The sequence below is a fragment of the Bartonella sp. AA1HLJMS genome, assembly GCF_042197445.1.
GTDB lineage: Bacteria > Pseudomonadota > Alphaproteobacteria > Rhizobiales > Rhizobiaceae > Bartonella.
The window spans coordinates 1-18,531 of sequence record NZ_JBHIRW010000004.1 but is presented as its reverse complement, the minus strand read 5'-3'; the positions used below and the strand labels follow the sequence as shown (position 1 = coordinate 18,531).

15 protein-coding genes and 3 pseudogenes are annotated in these 18,531 nt (G+C 37.6%); 11 read left to right on the top strand and 7 right to left on the bottom strand.

Features of this window, described 5'->3' with window-relative positions; genetic code table 11:
* Positions 1-1,153: 1,153 nt before the first annotated feature.
* Together ACFIQE_RS02280 and greA are read right to left on the bottom strand one after the other, a co-directional pair.
* Positions 1,154-2,212, bottom strand: a complete 1,059-nt coding sequence (locus ACFIQE_RS02280; RefSeq protein WP_375707235.1) for a glycosyltransferase family 4 protein — start codon at positions 2,210-2,212, stop codon at positions 1,154-1,156.
* 17 nt (positions 2,213-2,229) lie between these two features.
* Positions 2,230-2,703: a transcription elongation factor GreA gene (gene greA, locus ACFIQE_RS02275; protein ID WP_007347010.1), complete on the bottom strand. Its 474-nt coding sequence runs from the start codon at positions 2,701-2,703 to the stop codon at positions 2,230-2,232.
* Positions 2,704-3,041: 338 nt separating this feature from the next.
* On the opposite strand from greA, the gene ACFIQE_RS02270 reads away from it, so the two are divergent.
* The 3 genes from ACFIQE_RS02270 to ACFIQE_RS02260 all read left to right on the top strand — a co-directional run bounded on the left by ACFIQE_RS02270 (position 3,042) and on the right by ACFIQE_RS02260 (position 7,332).
* Positions 3,042-3,356 carry an SH3 domain-containing protein gene (locus tag ACFIQE_RS02270; protein WP_375702808.1) on the top strand — a complete coding sequence of 105 codons (315 nt, stop codon included), beginning with the start codon at positions 3,042-3,044 and terminating at the stop codon, positions 3,354-3,356.
* Positions 3,357-3,613: 257 nt separating this feature from the next.
* Positions 3,614-5,923 carry an excinuclease ABC subunit UvrB gene (gene uvrB, locus ACFIQE_RS02265; protein WP_375702807.1) on the top strand — a complete coding sequence of 770 codons (2,310 nt, stop codon included), beginning with the start codon at positions 3,614-3,616 and terminating at the stop codon, positions 5,921-5,923.
* 629 nt (positions 5,924-6,552) lie between these two features.
* Positions 6,553-7,332: a BA14K family protein gene (locus ACFIQE_RS02260; protein ID WP_375707234.1), complete on the top strand. Its 780-nt coding sequence runs from the start codon at positions 6,553-6,555 to the stop codon at positions 7,330-7,332.
* Positions 7,333-7,401: 69 nt separating this feature from the next.
* Here the strand turns inward: ACFIQE_RS02260 and ACFIQE_RS02255 are convergent.
* Positions 7,402-7,713, bottom strand: a pseudogene (locus tag ACFIQE_RS02255) (MBL fold metallo-hydrolase); the annotation flags it as partial.
* 4 nt (positions 7,714-7,717) lie between these two features.
* On the opposite strand from ACFIQE_RS02255, the pseudogene ACFIQE_RS02250 reads away from it, so the two are divergent.
* Positions 7,718-8,116: pseudogene (locus tag ACFIQE_RS02250) on the top strand (sensor histidine kinase); the annotation flags it as partial.
* A 471-nt stretch (positions 8,117-8,587) separates the two neighbouring features.
* Positions 8,588-9,211 carry a BA14K family protein gene (locus tag ACFIQE_RS02245; protein WP_375706657.1) on the top strand — a complete coding sequence of 208 codons (624 nt, stop codon included), beginning with the start codon at positions 8,588-8,590 and terminating at the stop codon, positions 9,209-9,211.
* A gap of 71 nt (positions 9,212-9,282) precedes the next feature.
* Here ACFIQE_RS02245 and ACFIQE_RS02240 read toward each other — a convergent pair whose 3' ends face one another.
* Positions 9,283-9,933, bottom strand: a complete 651-nt coding sequence (locus tag ACFIQE_RS02240; RefSeq protein WP_375606477.1) for an MBL fold metallo-hydrolase — start codon at positions 9,931-9,933, stop codon at positions 9,283-9,285.
* 143 nt (positions 9,934-10,076) lie between these two features.
* On the opposite strand from ACFIQE_RS02240, the gene ACFIQE_RS02235 reads away from it, so the two are divergent.
* Positions 10,077-10,781 carry a response regulator gene (locus ACFIQE_RS02235; RefSeq protein WP_375705063.1) on the top strand — a complete coding sequence of 235 codons (705 nt, stop codon included), beginning with the start codon at positions 10,077-10,079 and terminating at the stop codon, positions 10,779-10,781.
* An 8-nt stretch (positions 10,782-10,789) separates the two neighbouring features.
* Positions 10,790-12,130: an ATP-binding protein gene (locus tag ACFIQE_RS02230; RefSeq protein WP_375637402.1), complete on the top strand. Its 1,341-nt coding sequence runs from the start codon at positions 10,790-10,792 to the stop codon at positions 12,128-12,130.
* 45 nt (positions 12,131-12,175) lie between these two features.
* Here ACFIQE_RS02230 and ACFIQE_RS02225 read toward each other — a convergent pair whose 3' ends face one another.
* A complete protein-coding gene (locus ACFIQE_RS02225; RefSeq protein ID WP_273724125.1) occupies positions 12,176-12,676 on the bottom strand; it encodes a YbjN domain-containing protein in 501 nt (166 codons plus the stop codon).
* A gap of 403 nt (positions 12,677-13,079) precedes the next feature.
* A complete protein-coding gene (locus ACFIQE_RS02220; protein WP_273791228.1) occupies positions 13,080-13,325 on the bottom strand; it encodes an accessory factor UbiK family protein in 246 nt (81 codons plus the stop codon).
* Between the two features lie 305 nt (positions 13,326-13,630).
* On the opposite strand from ACFIQE_RS02220, the gene lgt reads away from it, so the two are divergent.
* From lgt to ACFIQE_RS02200, 4 genes are all read left to right on the top strand, one after another.
* Entirely contained in the window at positions 13,631-14,509 is an 879-nt protein-coding gene (gene lgt / locus ACFIQE_RS02215; RefSeq protein WP_375640205.1) for a prolipoprotein diacylglyceryl transferase, read from the top strand.
* Positions 14,484-15,563 (top strand): class I SAM-dependent methyltransferase, encoded by a 1,080-nt coding sequence (locus tag ACFIQE_RS02210; RefSeq protein WP_375640209.1) that lies wholly within the window; start codon positions 14,484-14,486, stop codon positions 15,561-15,563. The genes lgt and ACFIQE_RS02210 overlap by 26 nt, the downstream gene beginning before the upstream one ends.
* 102 nt (positions 15,564-15,665) lie before the next feature.
* Positions 15,666-16,457 carry a peptidoglycan editing factor PgeF gene (gene pgeF / locus ACFIQE_RS02205; protein ID WP_375707233.1) on the top strand — a complete coding sequence of 264 codons (792 nt, stop codon included), beginning with the start codon at positions 15,666-15,668 and terminating at the stop codon, positions 16,455-16,457.
* A gap of 473 nt (positions 16,458-16,930) precedes the next feature.
* Complete coding sequence (locus ACFIQE_RS02200; RefSeq protein WP_375606345.1) at positions 16,931-17,863, top strand: ribose-phosphate pyrophosphokinase; 933 nt, start codon at positions 16,931-16,933, stop codon at positions 17,861-17,863.
* On the opposite strand, the pseudogene ACFIQE_RS02195 reads toward ACFIQE_RS02200, so the two are convergent.
* A pseudogene (locus tag ACFIQE_RS02195) lies at positions 17,860-18,531 on the bottom strand (ATP-binding protein); the annotation flags it as partial. The gene ACFIQE_RS02200 and the pseudogene ACFIQE_RS02195 sit on opposite strands and share 4 nt — an antisense overlap.

Sequence of the window (18,531 nt, the reverse complement as noted above, 5' to 3'; positions counted from 1 at the left end):
ATAATATTCACTCCTCACCCAATCTACTGAAGATTTCCTAAAATTTCATACAAAACATCATATCAATGATATAAAAATAATTCAACAAAAACAATCAAATACCGATATTCTCAAAGCCATAACATATAAAACTTCCCTTTATTGATCTTCTTTATCAAATAAAGTGGACGCATAGAACATTCTTTTTTACGAATAATCTCTCATGCAAAAATATGAATATTTACTGATAAAAGTGTTTTTTCTTTTTAATAGAGTTACACCCTTATAGAAAATAAAATGCTATTATATTATGAACTCACAAACTTGTAAAAAACATCTCACAATACTCATCACCCCCATTTCACGACAGGCCTCATGAAAGATATAAAATGGGCACCATCATTTTTACTTAAATAACAATAAGGTGCAAGTCGGTACAAAAAAATAAGATATAAATTAGTACCACCATATTATTTTCTTTCTATTAATGTCGTAACAGCCTGCATTTCAGACAATTTATAAGAAATCTCTTTACACCCTGTCTTCAATAGTTTTTATCCACCACATGCCTTCTTCCAATTGTGATGTACAAGAAGATAGCTCTCATTGTTAATATCAACAGATTTTACATAAGAAAATCTTACGGTACTCAAAGCTCTTATTTAAATTGAAAAGGTAATTTATTTATAAAAATCATATATATATATATATATATATTGATCTTAAATCCATCTTATTATGAATTTATTGAAAATATGTACGACTATTTTATCCATGAAGATACCATCATTATCTTTTTAAGACAAGAAAACGTTTTTTTTGCTATCTATTTAAGTCTTACAAAACGAACAATATCAGCACAACCCCGTATAAGATAGTGCATAAATCCCCAGACTTGAGTTAAAGCATTATTTTCTTATTCTAAAATATCAATGAATAAAAGTAGCTTTCTTCTCTCCTAGTATGCTTTATCATAAACTACATATCGCTCTCAAGCGTATACATTTTTAATCTTTTATCCAAAATTTTTAGAACTTTTTATAGCGTGCTACTAAAGACAATATAAATTTTGTAAAATAACATTTATATCATTGAGCTGTTTTCTTGATGACTATGAAAAACCTTTAAGGAAAATACTTTTTACCATTCCTCAAGAAGATTTTTGATATAATAATCAAAGTGTTTTTTCTGCAAACAGTTCTTTGTAGACACGCCCAATCTCCGCTGTCTCCTTTTCCAAAGGAAAGTGCGTACGAACATGGGTTAAAGCTTTCTTTCCGGCTGCCAATGTTTTTTCTACATCAGCAAAATAAGGTTCAATTGCTGCTGTTAAAGCCGCTCCATCTCCTGCTTTTACAACTGTTCCTGTCGCTTCTACAACCAATTCTTTATAAGCTCCTGCATCACTCGTTACAACCGCAACCTGTGATGCCATTGCTTCTAATGGTGTTAAACCGAAACCTTCTGTACGAGAGGGTGCAACATAAAGTGTTAAACGACGGTACCATAAAGGGATGTCCAGAATCTCACCAAGAAAAATAATGCGATCATCCAGACCAGCCTTAGCAATCTTTTGGCGTAATTCTTTTTCAAAATGATAATATTGCTCTGTCGTACGACCAGCGATAAGTGCTGTCCATTCAGGATAGTCAGGCAATAATGCTATCATGGCATCAACAAATAAATCTGTTCCCTTTGAGTAGCGCAGACGCCCAAAACATCCTACCGCATATTTTCCTGGAAATCCTGTCGAAGAAAAGCAATCATCAAGAGTGTGTGGTGGAGTAAAACGCCTCACATCCACCCCATGCATAATAACCTTATGAGGCACTTCTAGATAAGCGCCCGTACGTGTACTGGTAGCTATAACCCTATCCATACAGCGAATCAACCATTTGGTAAAAGGCTTATGATGACGTTGTGAAGCCGAAGTAAAGATGAGTTTAAGCTTCATTCGCAAAACATCGCGCAAAAAGATCCCACAAAGCATCTCAATATTGCGTCGTGCATGCCAAATACGAAATGGCTTCCCTTTCGGACTTTTCCAAAGTCCGAAAAGGTCCCTAAAGGCAAGAGCCGGTAAACTTTGTGGTAATCCAAACCCAAAAGTGGATATACGTACACCCTGTTCGCGTTGCAGTGGAATAAGCTGAATAATCGTAGATGTTACTCCCGATAAACGCCTTTTCAAGTGAGGCGCAATAATCTCAGTTTCGTCCAAAGATACACGCATAATAATCCATATGTTATTTAGATGTACTGAACCTTAATGATCTCGTAATTATGCGCACCACCTGGTGCATTCACCTCAATCACATCACCTTCTTGCTTGCCAATAAGTGCACGTGCGATAGGCGAAGAAATAGAGATTTTTCCAACCTTTACATCAGCTTCTTGATCTCCTACGATCTGATACACTTTTTTTTCCTCAGTATCCTCATCCAAGAGTTTAATGGTTGCACCAAATTTTATTTTGTCACCTGAAAGACGCGAGACATCTATAACTTCTGCTCGTGCGATATAATCTTCAAGCTCATTTATACGCCCCTCATTATGACTTTGCGCTTCTTTAGCTGCATGATACTCAGCATTTTCAGATAAATCACCATGCGCACGCGCCTCAGAAATTGCTTCAATAATTCGCGGACGCTCCTGTTGTTGACGCCAACGCAACTCTTCTTTAAGACTCTCAAAACCAGCTGTAGTCATCGGAACTTTTTCCATAATCCGTCCCTTTCTATTACACGGAAGGTTTAATAAAAATACAAAAAACGGCTTCCAAAATTACTTTTGGAATCCGAAAACTACGATCTTTTTTATTATATAGTACAGTATCACTGTTTTCCATACAAAAATAAATAAAGGAAACAAAACATGCACAAATAGTGATTAAAACATCTCATTTTGGTGTTTAAAACGTTAAACTTCACTCTTCTCTTTAAAGTGTCCTAAAGAAGAAAGAATTGTATTTTTTTCTGTTTTATCATAATCTAGTAAAAGAAATTATATAGAATATGAAGAGAGAAGGATAGAAAATCTCTAAAGAAATTCTTTACAGAAAAATGAAAAAAATCGTCATTTTTTTTATGTTTGGCTCTTTCTTTTTAGCCACAACAATATCAGAGGCAGCAGATGCTTTTGTTACGGGAAATCTTAATTTTAGAACAGGTCCCAGCACTCAGTATGCACTTTGCGGCTTAATCTCTGCTGGAGAATTAGTTTTTGTTAAAAACTGTGAAGGAAATTGGTGCCATATCCGATATAACACTCAAATAGGTTGGGTGTCATCTCGTTATCTTTCATTTAAAGATGGAAATGATCTTTATCACACATATACAATGTCTTTAATGCCCAAACGTACCGATTATTCTCCATAACAGCCATAATAACTTATGCCCTCTTGAATATCATCATGGCAAAAATGCAATAGTGTTCACGAACAACCACAAATATGCTCCTTCCAAAGAAATACTTCGAAGAATTTGTCTCATAAAAACTTGATCCATATCCTAATGAAGGCTCCAATAAACCAAAACAAATCTGTTCAATAACGTTTTGCTGTTGTCGTAATAAATTTGTAAAAATTAGTATTTTCTTTAAAATCACCAGCACTTTTCTATCAAAGGATACAACAATGAAAAATGGTGTTACTGCAACAGTAGAAGCTCTTTCTGCTCTTATTGCTTCAGGTAATCCTCTTTTTAAGAATGGTGCATTATGGACACCTCACCGCCCCATTCGTCCTGAAAAATCTGAAGGTGGTATTCCATTTCAACTCGAAACATCTTTTAAACCAGCGGGAGATCAATCTCAAGCTATTAAAACTCTGGTTGAGGGAATTCAAAAAAATGAACGTACACAAGTGCTTTTGGGTGTTACCGGCTCAGGGAAAACCTATACAATGGCCAATATCATTGAAAAAACACAGCGTCCAGCTCTGATTTTAGCTCCCAATAAAACTCTAGCAGCGCAGCTTTATGGGGAATTTAAAAGTTTTTTTCCCCATAATGCCGTCGAATATTTTGTTTCCTATTATGACTATTATCAACCAGAAGCCTATGTTGCACGCTCAGACACTTATATTGAAAAGGAATCCTCAATTAATGAACAAATCGACCGGATGCGTCATGCTGCAACACGCGCTGTCTTAGAGCGTGATGATGTTATTATCGTCGCATCTGTCTCCTGCATCTACGGAATTGGTTCCGTAGAAACCTATACGGCCATGACCTTCGAAATAGAAAAAGGGGACAAACTCAATCAACGAAAACTCTTGGCTGATTTAGTCTCTCAACAGTATTATCGACAAGATATCAACTTCGTTCGTGGTTCCTTTCGTGTACGAGGGGATACAATCGAAATTTTCCCTGCCCACCTCGAAGATCGTGCTTGGCGTATTTCGCTCTTTGGCGATGAAGTGGAAACAATTACGGAATTTGATCCTCTCACCGGACAAAAAACAGGCGATCTTCAATCAATTAAAATTTATGCCAACTCACACTACGTAATACCACGCCCAACACTTAACCAAGCGATGAAATCTATCAAAATGGAACTCGTTCAACGCCTCGATGAGTTGAACGAAGCTGGACGTCTTTTAGAAGCACAACGTTTAGAACAACGTACAGTTTTTGATTTGGAAATGTTGGAAACCACCGGTTCATGTCCGGGAATTGAAAATTATTCACGTTATTTAACAGGACGAAATCCCGGTGAACCACCCCCAACTTTATTCGAATATATTCCACTCAATTCTCTTGTTTTTATCGATGAAAGCCATGTAACCATTCCCCAAATTGGTGGTATGTACCGAGGTGATTTTCGCAGAAAAGCAACCTTAGCAGAATATGGTTTTCGCCTCCCTTCTTGTATGGATAACCGTCCTTTGCGCTTTGAAGAATGGGATGCTATGCGCCCACAAACGATTGCTGTCTCCGCAACACCTGGACGGTGGGAAATAGAACAATCTCACGGTACTTTTGCAGAACAAGTTATTCGCCCCACAGGGCTTGTTGACCCACCAACAGAGGTTCGTCCAGCCAAAAATCAAGTCGATGATGTTGTGAATGAAATTCGTAAAACAATTCAAAAAGGCTACCGCACACTAGTGACCGTCCTAACCAAGCGTATGGCCGAAGATTTAACGGAATATCTGCACGAACAAGGTATTCGTGTACGCTATATGCATTCCGACATTGATACATTAGAACGCATTGAGATTCTACGCGATCTTCGGCTTGGCACCTTTGATGTCCTCATCGGTATCAACTTGCTCCGAGAAGGCTTAGATATTCCAGAATGTGGTTTTGTTGCCATTCTAGATGCCGATAAAGAGGGCTTTTTGCGCTCTGAAACTTCCCTCATACAAACAATCGGACGTGCTGCACGTAACGTAGATGGCCGTGTTATCCTCTATGCAGATACGATCACTGGTTCCATAAAACGAGCCTTACAGGAGACACAAAGACGTCGACAAAAACAAATAGCCTATAATGAAGAACACCATATTACACCGAAAAGTATCAAAAAAAATATCGGAGATATTCTCAATTCAGACTATGAAAACAACCATATTCGTACAAATATCCCTGATGTCATCGAGAAAAAAAATATGGTTGGCAACAATTTAGCATCTCATATTAAACACCTCGAAAAATTAATGCATGAAGCAGCTGCTGATCTTAATTTTGAAGAAGCAGCACGCCTTCGCGATGAAATCAAACAATTACAAAAGATAGAACTAGAACTCGCAGAGAATCCCTTAACACATCATAGAGAACAATCCCCCCATGAGCCCGTGTTACAACCAAGTCTTTTCTCCAAACCAGACCTTGCACACATGGGACCAACCATGGACACTGGTATTTTGGAAAATCAAAAAGGAAAATCTCGTAAAAACACCCCTAATCAAGCAACAATAAAACGAAAAAAACGCAATCAATGAAGGAGCAAAAAATTTCAAACCGCATAAAATAATCTTCAGCTCTTCTAAAAAAAGACGAAAGCTCAAAAGCAAACAGCGTTATCCGAAAAATAGACAACCTCCAACATCAAGGGTGCTTCAATTTGTCTAAAACAACATGAGAGAGAACATTTTATAAAAAATTTCTAAAATATATTATCTTTATACAGTTATACTCTGATATCTAACTCAATATTATTTATCCTTACAAGAAAATATTCAAATAGGACACTGTCCTATAACACAAATAAAGTAAAATAAGACTTTCTCATAGAACCATAAGCCTATGATAAAAAATGATAACTTTTATTCATATCCCTATTGTTCAATTTATATTGTACCAAACAATAAAAAATTATCCCTAAATAAAGAGTTTATATTCCATAGTAAAAAATCGTGGACTCTCAATACAAACTTATTAATTAACCTCAAGCAGAGTACATTAATTGAAATCAAAATTCTGTTATGATTTCATTTTACTGTCTCCGCGATAGATTTAACTAAATAAATTTTTATTTTTTTGTCACAATAAAGCCCAAAATTGTTCAGGCTCTATTCAGTTTGAAACGTATAGGATGTGAAAAATACGAATTTACACAAGGAGCATCATTATGAAAAAAGTGATCAGGCTAGCGGTATTATCAGCAATGTCAACTGTGACCGTTTTGATGCCGCTAAATGCAACGCTTGCGGATATGGCATGGAATCGTAGTGACTCTATCTCGAGAGAAATAGATGATATGATGAGGAAGATGCGTAAAGAAACAGATGATGCGATAAGGGAAATGAGGAAGAAAGCTGATATTCTGCCTTGCGGTTTTTCTCGCTCCCATTGTTCTGATAAAAAACGTAGCTTTTTATCTGATGATTTCCAAAAGTTTGTTGATGATTTCCACAAGAGTTCTGATGACAACAAGAGAAGATTTAAAGCCAAACATGAAAGGTCTGTAGCCAAACAGAGTAAGACGGAACAACAACAACATCATCACCACCACCATTATCATCATGTTGAAAACAAAACATATCATTACGTCGAGCGCAAAAAGACAAAACACAGTAATATTCATATAGATAACTCAGGAGATGCTTTAGCGGTGGGTATTCTTGGTCTTGCAACAGGTACGATTCTTGGTACAATTTTAAAAAAACCAGAACAGCCACAAGTGGTTTATCAAATAGTACCACAAAATCAGGTAATTTATCAAAAAGTTCCGCAAAATCAAAGAGTTTATCAAGTGCAGCAAACAGTGGCATATGAGCCATTCCAGCAATCATTAGAATCTGATTGGCTTAACTATTGCAAGAAAAAATACCGTTCCTTTAACCCTAAAACAGGGACCTTTCGAGACCGTAATGGTTTGGAACACATTTGTTATGCCCCAATAAATTAACTTCTGTTCTGCCCTACTAAAAAGTTTTAAATGGCAAAAAAAAACGCTTCAAAGCGTTTTTTTGTTTTCTCATATATTAAAATCTTGAAGAAAAGGATTATTTTGGTGCTCATAGCCTATACTACTTTTGGGATCATGCCCACAGATAAAACAAACATCATCGCCTAAGGGTAAAACTTTTTCTCGAAGGGATTTCATCAATTTTTCATAAGAACAGAAGGGGAAGTCCGTACGTCCAATAGAACCACGAAAGAGAACAACACCCAAGAAGGTTAAGCGCTCTTTTTCATTGAAATAAATAACATGACCAAGAGAATGCCCTAGTGTATGCAAAACCCTAAACTCATGTCCAGCAAAATACACACACTCACCATCTTCTAACTATATCGAACAACGCCCCATGATGCTTGCGGATGTAAGCCATGATTTAAGAACCATTCTCACCCGTTTCAAACTTCAGCTAACATTAGCAAATAATGACTTTGATATCAAGCCGCTTGAGCAAGATGTGAGCGACACGCAAAACATGTTAGAAGATTACCTTGCTTTTGCCCGTAGTGAAGAAAGTGAATGTGTTAAAACTTTTGATTTAAATGCTCTTATGCAAAAATTCTCCACCGATGCGCATCTTCACAAACGTCAATTTTCCTACACCATTGAAAGCCCTACACAAATACAAGCACACCCACGTGCCTTCACGCGTCTCATCAGCAATATTGTGTCAAATGCATTTTGTCATGCCAATACTGTCAAACTAACAGCCATATCCCAACAAGAATGTTTCCCATATATCAAAAAAAGTTCCCGCAATATATTATATTTATACAGTTATAATATGATATCGAACTCAATATTTAGCCTCACAAGAGAGTAGTCAAACAGGACTGTATTCAATCACACAAATAAGGTTCTATCTTAGCACCATAAGCCTATAATAAAAAACGATAACTTTTGTTCATACACCTATTGTTCAATTCATATTGTATCAAGCAATAAAAAATTACTCATCAATAAATAATTTATAACCAATAGTAAAAATCTGGTGCTCTAAATACAAGCTGCTTAATTAATCTTAAGAAGAGTACATTAATTGAAATCAAAATTCTGTCATGATTTTATTTTATTGTATTGATAATAGTTTTAACTAAATGAATTTTTATTTTTTTGTCACAATAAAGTCCAAAATTGTTCAGTCTCTATTCAGTTTGAAACGTGTAGGATGTGAAAAATACGAATTGACACAAGGAGCATCATTATGAAAAAAGTGATCAGGTTAGCGGTATTATCAGCAATGTCTACTGTAACCATTTTGATGCCATTAGATCCAACGCTTGCGGATATGGCATGGTATCATAACTATGATATGAGAAGGGAGGCTGGTTTACCGTCTCACAATTTTAGCTCCCATTTTTCTCATAGTGAACATCACTCTTTTGATAACCCCCACACGCGTCATTATGTTAGCCATAAATGGGGAGCACAACAACACCATCATGTTGAACACAAGACATATCATTATGTCGAGCGCAAAAAAACAAAACACAGTAGTATTAATATAAATAACTCAGGAGAAGCTTTAGCAATGGGCATTCTTGCTCTTGCAGCAGGTGCACTTCTCGGCAAAATTTTAAAAAAACCAGAACAGCCACAAGTTGTTTATCAAACCGCACCACAGCATCAAATTGTATATCAACAGGCTCCACAAGAACAGATAATTTATGAAGCTCCGCAAACGGTGGAATATGAGCCAGTACAACAATCATTAGAATCTGATTGGCTTAACTATTGCAAGAAAAAATACCGTTCCTTCAACCCTAAAACAGGAACTTTCCGAGACCGTAATGGTTTGGAACACGTTTGTTATGCCCCAATAAATTAACTTCTGTTCTGCCCTATTAAAAAGTCTTAAATGGCAAAAAAAAACGCTTCAAAGCGTTTTTTTTTATTTGCTCATATATTAAAATCTTGAAGAAAAGGATTATTTTGGCGCTCATAGCCTATGCTACTTTTGGGACCATGCCCACAGATGAAACGAACATCGTTGCCTAAAGGTAAAACTTTTTCTCGAAGAGATTGCATCAATTTTTCATGGGAACAGAAGGGGAAGTCCGTACGTCCAATAGAGCCACGAAAAAGAACATCACCCAAGAGGGCTAAGCGCTCTTTTTCATTGAAATAAATAACATGACCAGGAGAATGCCCTGGTGTATGAAAAACCTTAAACACATGTCCAGCAAAATGAACGCACTCACCATCTTCTAACCATCGATCAGGAATACAAATGCAAGCATCAGTGATGCCATAATTTTTTGCGCTTTCGCTCACGGCATCCATCACAGGCTTATCATCGCGATGTGAACCGATAATTTTTACATTAAGCGCTTCTTTTACTTGCATTGCTGCTCCTACATGATCAAAATGACCATGTGTTATCCAAATAGCCTCAACGATAACACCATTCTTTTCGATTACGTCTTGAATCCGCGGCCAATCACCACCAGGATCAACGAGAACCCCCGTTTTACATTCACTATCAAAAAGCAAAGTGCAATTTTGTTGAAATGTCGTAACTGGAATAATATGTATATTAAGACTACCCATAATATCCTTTTCAAAAATAACTTTTTTAAATTTATAAATAAAACTTTCTTTCCTTTAAGGTAAAGGTGCTGCTCGACAGCTTTATACAACTTATGTAAACTTGCATTTTGTGTAAACTAAATTTTTATCAAGGTTTTTTAAGAATGAGCAATCACGTTCAAGTTTTGTGTGACGATGCCCCTCACCTTCTTGTGATTGATGACGATACACGTATTCGCAATCTTTTATTTCAGTTTCTCATTAAAAATGGATTTCGTGTTTCAGTTTCAGCTAATGCGAATGAAGCAAGACGACTGTTAGCAAGTTTAGATTTTGATCTTCTTATTGTTGATGTCATGATGCCTAGCGAAAACGGTATTGATCTCACTCATTCACTCCGCCAAACAAAAGATGTCCCTATCTTTATGTTAACAGCTTTATCAGAAATAGACAATCGTATCCGTGGATTAGAAGCAGGGGCAGATGATTATCTGGCTAAGCCGTTTGACCCTCGTGAACTTCTCCTTCGCATCAACGCCATTTTACGACGTGGTTTTCCCCCTCACCAACCCAAAATTGAGCAAATAGTTTTTGGTCCTTATATATTTTCAATTTCACGACGCGAACTCAAAAAAGGAGGAGAAATTATTAAATTAACAGATAAAGAACAAGAAATGATGGTCATGTTTGCCGAAAATGCAGGCGATACAATTCCGCGCCATAAATTCGCGACCGATGACAGCAATATAAGTGAACGTGCCATTGATGTGCAGATCAACCGCCTTCGTCGTAAGATCGAAAAAAACCCAGCACTGCCTATATGGCTCCAAACCGTGCGAGGAATAGGGTATAAACTCTCTATTGAATAGGCACAAGAATGATCAAACCTTTAAGATTTTTTCTTCGATGGTTAACGAAAAAAATGCCTAAACGGCTTTATGCTCGCTCTTTGATCATTATCATTGCTCCCATGGTGCTTCTGCAAACGGTCATTGCTTATGTCTTTATGGAACGCCATTGGCAAATGGTAACGGAGCGTCTTTCAACGGCTGTCGTGCATGATATTTCAGCCATTATTGATATTCTTGAAACATATCCCCAACAAGATAACTATGAAGATATCAAGCGTATTGCACAACAACGTATGGGATTAAATATTTCTATTCTATCTCCTACCTCCTTACCCCCTCCAGGACCTAAGCCATTTTTTGCAATTCTTGACTATTTTTTAAGTGAAGAAATCACCCGTCAAATTAACCGTCCCTTCTGGATCGATACCGTAGGAGATTCTGATCTTGTTGAAATCCGTATCCACCTTGGTCACAACATTTTACGCGTCTTTGCTCCACGCAGCCAAGCCTATGCTTCCAATACTGCTATTTTTTTAAGCTGGATGGTAGGAACAGCTCTTGTTTTATTGCTGATAGCAATTTACTTTTTACGCAATCAAATCAAACCGATTCAACAATTGGCTGAAGCAGCAGAAAGCTTTGGACGCGGTCGTCCTTTACCAAAAGGATTTCAACCACAAGGAGCTGATGAAGTCCGTCGTGCAGGCATCGCTTTTTTACGCATGCGTGAACGTATTGAACGCCAAATTGAACAACGTACCATGATGCTCTCAGGAGTAAGTCATGATTTAAGAACCATTCTTACACGCTTTAAACTTCAGCTGGCATTAGTAAATACTGACTTTGATATTAAACCGCTTGAGCAAGATGTAAGTGACATGCAAAATATGTTAGAAGATTATCTTGCTTTTGCTCGTGGTGAAGGAAGTGAAAGTGTCAAGACTTTTGATTTAAATGCTCTTATGCAAAAATTCTCCACCGATGCTCGTCTTCACAAACGTCAATTTTCTTACACCATTGAAGGTCCTACAGAAATACAAGTACGTCCCCGTGCTTTCACACGCTTAGTCAGCAATCTTGTAACAAATGCATTTTGTTACGGCACGACTGTTAAACTAACCGCTAACTCTCAACAAGAATCTTTTATATTGATAATCGATGATAATGGACCTGGAATTCATGAAAATATGCGCACAGAAGTTTTTAAGCCATTCTTTCGACTTGATAAAGCGCGAAATCAAGATGCAAGTGGAACAGGACTTGGTCTTTCTATTGCTCAAGACATAGCACGCAGCCATGGTGGCAATATACAATTAGATGAGAGCCCACTCGGGGGAGTGCGCGCTATTCTTGATGTCCCCCTATGAGCAATATTTCCGCAAACCATCTGTAAAAATAACAAACTGTATATTTTAGGCATTCCCTACAGTTTCAAACAAAGTGTACTGTAGTGCCTTGTAAGCACTTTCTCCCGACAAAGCAACCATCTGAAATGCAACATAATGGCTTTCACAGGCTTTAAGTGCATGTATCAATAATGTTTCAACCTGTATATGAGATGGATGCATCCCACCAGCCAAAAGAAGACCTTGTCGATAAATAACTGAATTATTCCTTTGCCAGTAATCAAAATGTCCCAACAACAACTTTTCATTAATTGCTAGCAATAAGCGCTGTATTTCAGCTGTTCGAGCATTTTTAATAGAAAGATCAAACGAACAAGCTAAATGAAGTGCTTCATGCTCTTCCATCCATGAAAAAGCAAGACGATAGTTTGCGCGTTTTCCTTCCACACAAACGCTAATTTCATCTTGTGCATCCCGCTCAAACGACCAATCATATTCACAGGCAATCTGTTCGATAAAGTCAACAGGGTGCTCTTTTCTTTCTGTGGCGCAAAATGCAAGCCTCATCACAATCCTCAATCATCTTAAAACATTGTCAACAGAATATAAACCGTCTAAACTGTAACAATATTTTGCTACAATCAGAACCTTTACACCAAACAAATACACATAAAAACATCGACAGTACACAAACACCCAGAACACAATCGCGCTGTTTAGGGCAACCTGATAGTCATAAAACGAATCATCAAGTCTTTTCAGTGTATTGATACAATTTCATAGCGCCAGCCCCCCTGATTCAAAAAAATGTATTTTACCCAAAAAAAAATCAAAAATAAACAAATGCTCCGCTCTAACAGACTCAAGATTAAGCATTTTTTAGTTTCACGCATCACATTGAAAAATTGGGGATATTTTTTGAAGATTCTTTTTTTAAGAAACTATTTTACTTTTTTGTGTCTGCGTTTTTTTAATCATCTTTTTTTAAATCATCAAGGCGCCTTTTCAAATCAGCATTATCAGCATGGATTTTCAGCACCATCTCCTTAAAAGTCTCAAACTCTTCGCGAGAAACAAGATCAAGTTTGTTTGCTATCTTTTCAGCCTGCACACGAAAAGCTGTTCCAGCTTCACGTCGTATGCCTTGCGCAACGTCAGCAGCATCCGTTGCTAATTTTGCTAATTCATCAAGAATACGATTTGATCCATTACGCATAACATTTTTCCTTAAATTTTAATTATTGACGCACGCATTATAGCGTATTCTCATAACATTTAGATACTGTAATTTGTTCCTTTTACTCTATATTTTACATACTATGTAGACTTTATCATAACGATTTTGTTTAAGATTTTTTAATATTCCTTTATCACCATATTTTTTACCGCGATAAATCAGTGGAAATCTATCTCCCTTTCTGACTAGCCTCCCTACTGACTTGACCATTGTGCATTCATCTGTCATTTCTGACCATCAGAGTCACTTCATATTCATCTCGTATAATGTAAAATGCTTAACTCATGAACAATCTGTCTTGTCCAGCCATTGCTTTTCCGTCTTTCCTTGATCCTGTCATTATCCAGCTAGGTCCCATAGCACTTCATTGGTATGGACTTGGTTACGTACTGGGTATTCTTTTTGCTTGGTGGTATGCGCAAAAATTATTAAAAAAAACATCTCTATGGTATAGAGACCACCCTCCTATGGATAAAGAAAAGATCGGAGATTTTGTTGTCTGGTCTGCCATAAGTGTTGTTATCGGAGGGCGTTTAGGACAAGTTCTTGTATGGGATCCCATTTACTATTTTAACCATCCAAGTGCTATTATTGCCGTATGGGATGGGGGAATGTCCTTTCATGGCGGACTTATTGGTATTATCATTGCTATGATCTGGTTTGCCCGTAAAAATTATATTAACATACGAGCCATGTTTGATATCATTGCTGCAGGTGCTCCTATTGGTATCGGCATTGTACGAATCTGCAACTTCATCAACCAAGAGTTATGGGGCAATATCACTACACATCCTTGGGCTGTTTGTTTTCCTCTCGATCCTTACTATTTACCGCGCCATCCAAGCCAGCTTTACGAAGCATTTATGGAAGGATTTCTTCTCTTCATCATCCTGTGTCTTCTTATTTTTGGATTCAAAGCATTAAAGCGTCCCGGTACTGTATCAGGAACATTTATTATAGGCTACGCAGTAACACGCAGCATTTCTGAAGTTTACCGTGCGCCTCAAGAAGATCCAGAATGGTTTTCGACTCTTTTCCATTCTACTGGTTTTACCTATGGCATGGCTTTATCTCTTCCCATGCTTCTTTTAGGGGGTTATCTTCTTCTCCACGCCTTTAAATATAAATCGACAGAAAATGGCCAATCTCAAAGAAAAAATTAAAGAAATGATTGTCCTTAATGGACCAATCACTGTTAGCCAATATATGACGTTGGCACTCACCGATCCCCAATTTGGTTATTATCAAACACAAACCCCTTTTGGACGTGCTGGTGATTTCATTACAGCACCTGAAATAAGCCAATTATTTGGAGAAATGATTGGCATTTGGACTCTTGCAAGCTGGAAAGCTCAAGGGTGCCCTCACCCTTTTATCCTCGCTGAAATAGGTCCAGGACGAGGAACTTTGATGGATGACATTTTGCGAACCATCCAAAAGCTCTCTCAAACGGCATTTAATGCTGCTGAAATTTTTCTGATCGAAATAAGCAAAAAACTTGCAAAAGAACAAAAAAAGCGCCTTTTCTCTTATCAAAAACAAATCCATAGCATTGAAAATTTTAATCAAATTCCTTCAAAACCTCTCTTCCTCATTGCTAATGAATTTCTCGATACACTCCCTATCAACCAATATATTAAAGTCAATGGAGAATGGAAAGAGCGCCGCATTACAGTCAATCAAAATGGAGATTTCATCTTTATTGCTGCCCCGCATAAACTTCCCTCTTCTTGTCTACAAACCTGTTGTTCTAAAGTGCCTGACGGAACAATTTTTGAACATGCCCCCTTACGGCATCAATTCATGCAACAAATCAGCCACCATTTAGTGCAAGTGACAGGTTCTGCTTTACTTATCGACTATGGTGCTTGTGAGCTTGCCTTTGGCGATACCTTGCAAGCACTCTCAAAACATAGATTTCGTGATGTTTTTGATGCCCCTGGTGAACATGATTTAACATCCCATGTTGATTTTTCTTTTTTAAAAAACATAGCTCTTGAACAGGGCTGTTTTGCTGAAATCTTCGAGCAAGGAGATTTTCTTTTTAAAATGGGGCTACTGGAGCGCGCAAACCAGCTTGGAGTTGGCAAAAGTGCTCCTTTGCAAGACAAAATCCGCCAAGACATCGAACGGCTCGCTAGTCCAGATCAGATGGGAAAATTATTTAAAGTTTTACATTTCAGTGATAAAAATATCTCCATACCTCCCCAATTTTAATGATCGGCGCTTTTGTCAATAAGCACATCATTATCTGAAATATTCATTGACAAATATGAACATCTCCATCCTCACTTTAAATAATCTCCATAAGGAACTTTTATGAAATCTATCCCTCATCCCATTCTTGCAAAAAATCTTTCTACTTTACACTCCCATGGAATAAAACATGGATTTTTTACACGTCAAGATGGTGTTTCAAAAAATCTTTATCATAGTCTTAATGTTGGGAAAGGTTCAAATGATCAACTTGAATATATTGTACAGAATCGTCTTTTGATTGCCAATTATTTTTCTATTGAAGCGCAAAATTTAGTCACAGTTAATCAAATACACTCCTGTAACGTTGTCGTAGCTCATCAAGCAATTATCGGTGCACCTCCTCAAGCTGATGCTCTGGTTACGACCACCCCAGAACTCGTTATTGGGGTTCTTACAGCAGATTGCGGACCCATTCTGTTTGCTGATCCACAAGCTGGAGTCATCGCTGCAACTCATGCTGGCTGGCGTGGAAGCTTAAATGGAATTATCGAGAAAACAATTGCTGTTATGGAAAAACAAGGAGCCAAAAGACAATCAATAACAGCAGTCCTTGGACCTTGTATTGGCCCTTATCACTATGAAGTAACAAATGAATTTTACGACCAATTTATTGATTACCACAGCAAATACCAAAAATATTTTTTAAAAACAGACAAAATAAATCGCTTTTATTTTAATCTATGGGCATTTATTATAAACCAACTCAAAGAAGCAGGTGTTAATGCTTCTTGTGTAGAGCTTTGTACCTATCAAGATGAACAGCGTTTTTTCTCCTATCGCCGTGCAATACACCGCAACGAACCCGATTACGGACGGCAGATTTCTGCTATTATGCTGAAAAACAAAAGATGAGCCTCTTTATGCTTGAGAACAATACCAAAACTGCAAAACTAAACTTTTTACCCAAATGTAAAAATAAATCCCATTGTACTTTGCTTTTTTCACGAAATTATCTACCAGCCCATAAAATATGATAGCCTTCGCTATGATCATTTTCAATGTTTGGTTATAATGATTGAAGGCAAGATGATACTTCTTTTTATTACTCCCCTTCATTCATCTTAAATATGAAGCATTCCCCATATTGAAAGTATTTTTATAAAGTAATAACCAAAAAGCTTAATCAATATGTATTTCTTTGCCGCATGGAGAAAAAACTTTGCTCTAAAAGTAATAAACTTTTGGAAAAAGAGAAAACATACTGCATAGCTCTTTAATAATAATCGATAAAATTGTAAGGCTTTTGTAATTGTTCTCTTGCAATTTAATAAAAAGAAATTAAAAACCGTGTCGCATTCCCACCATGATGATTCAGAGGTTCTACTATGAAACTTTTCTGCGGAAATTCTAATCCACGCCTAGCTGAAGATGTTGCAAATTATTTGAACATCCCCTTAGGCAAAGCGACTGTAAAGCGCTTTGCTGATCAAGAAATTTTCGTAGAACTGCATGAAAATGTACGTGGACAAGATGTTTTTGTTTTGCAATCTACATCCTATCCCGCAAATGATCATTTGATGGAATTACTCATCATGATTGATGCCCTTCGTCGTTCTTCTGCGCGTCGTATTACAGCTGTTATCCCCTATTTTGGCTATGCCCGCCAAGATAGAAAACCAGGACCACGAACTCCTATTTCTGCAAAACTTGTTGCCAACCTAATTACTGAAGCAGGGGCCCATCGTGTTTTAACATTGGACCTTCATGCAGGACAAATTCAAGGTTTTTTTGATATCCCTACGGATAATCTCTATGCTGTTCCTGTCATTTCTCGCGATGTCAAAGTGCATTATTCTCTTGAAAATGTTATCGTTGTTTCACCTGATGTGGGTGGTGTGGTGCGCGCGCGCGCGCTCGCCAAGCGCTTGAACAGTTTGCTCGCTATTGTGGATAAACGTCGCGAAAGCCCCGGTGAATCAGAAGTTATGAATATCATTGGAGATGTATCGGGAAAAGATTGCCTTTTGCTTGATGATATTGTTGATTCAGGTGGAACTTTATGCAATGCAGCAAGTGCTCTGCTTAAACATGGTGCCAATAGTGTCACGGCTTATATCACGCACGGTGTTCTTTCTGGTAATGCAATCGAGCGAATTGCCAATTCAGAGATGAAAGAATTGGTTATTACAGATTCAATTATGCCAACACAAGCTATTGAGAAAACCCATAATATTCGTGTTTTGCCCATTGCCGACCTTATGGGAGAAGCAATAGCAAGGACAGCAGCAGAACAATCGGTTTCCAGCTTATTTGGTTAAAGTGGTTCCTTGGGGTCTCCCGGCGCTGTTTCAACACCAAGATCAGGAAAGGCAACAATACGTTGACCACTAAAATGCGTGTGAATAACAATAAGTCCACGCTCTTCAAAGTAGGTTAAAAGTCGGCGTGCACGGCTTAAAGAATGAGTCCCATAAAGACGTGCTAAAAATGCATCAGATGGACATGGCTTTCCCCCTAATGCGGACTGTGCCACGTTCAAGAAGACTCCTTGAACATCTTCTTCCAAACTTTCTGATATCTGCAAAATATGTTTCCAATGTTCACTGACAGCCGTTTGTTCATCAACAAAAGCCTGAGCAATAGCCAATTTACGCCGAAATTGTGAAAGATTAAAAGGAACCTTTGACATCCCATGGATACGGCAACGAACTGAAAAATCTTGATAAAGCACCGCTGTTGAACGATAAAAAGCTTCAGAATCCTCAAGAATTTCCCGAATAATATGTTCTGCTTGCCCGTCACGCTCAACATCAGAAAGTTCAGGAAATAAACTTGGGTTTTCTTCCAACAACTCTTGTTTTTTATGCACGACCTCCTCTAACATCTCGTGCATTGACTTTTCCCTCATCGGCTCTCGTGTTTGTTTAAATGGCGTTAAAATTTCCTCTGGTGAAGCAGTAAAAACGAGCTCTTGCACATCATCCCG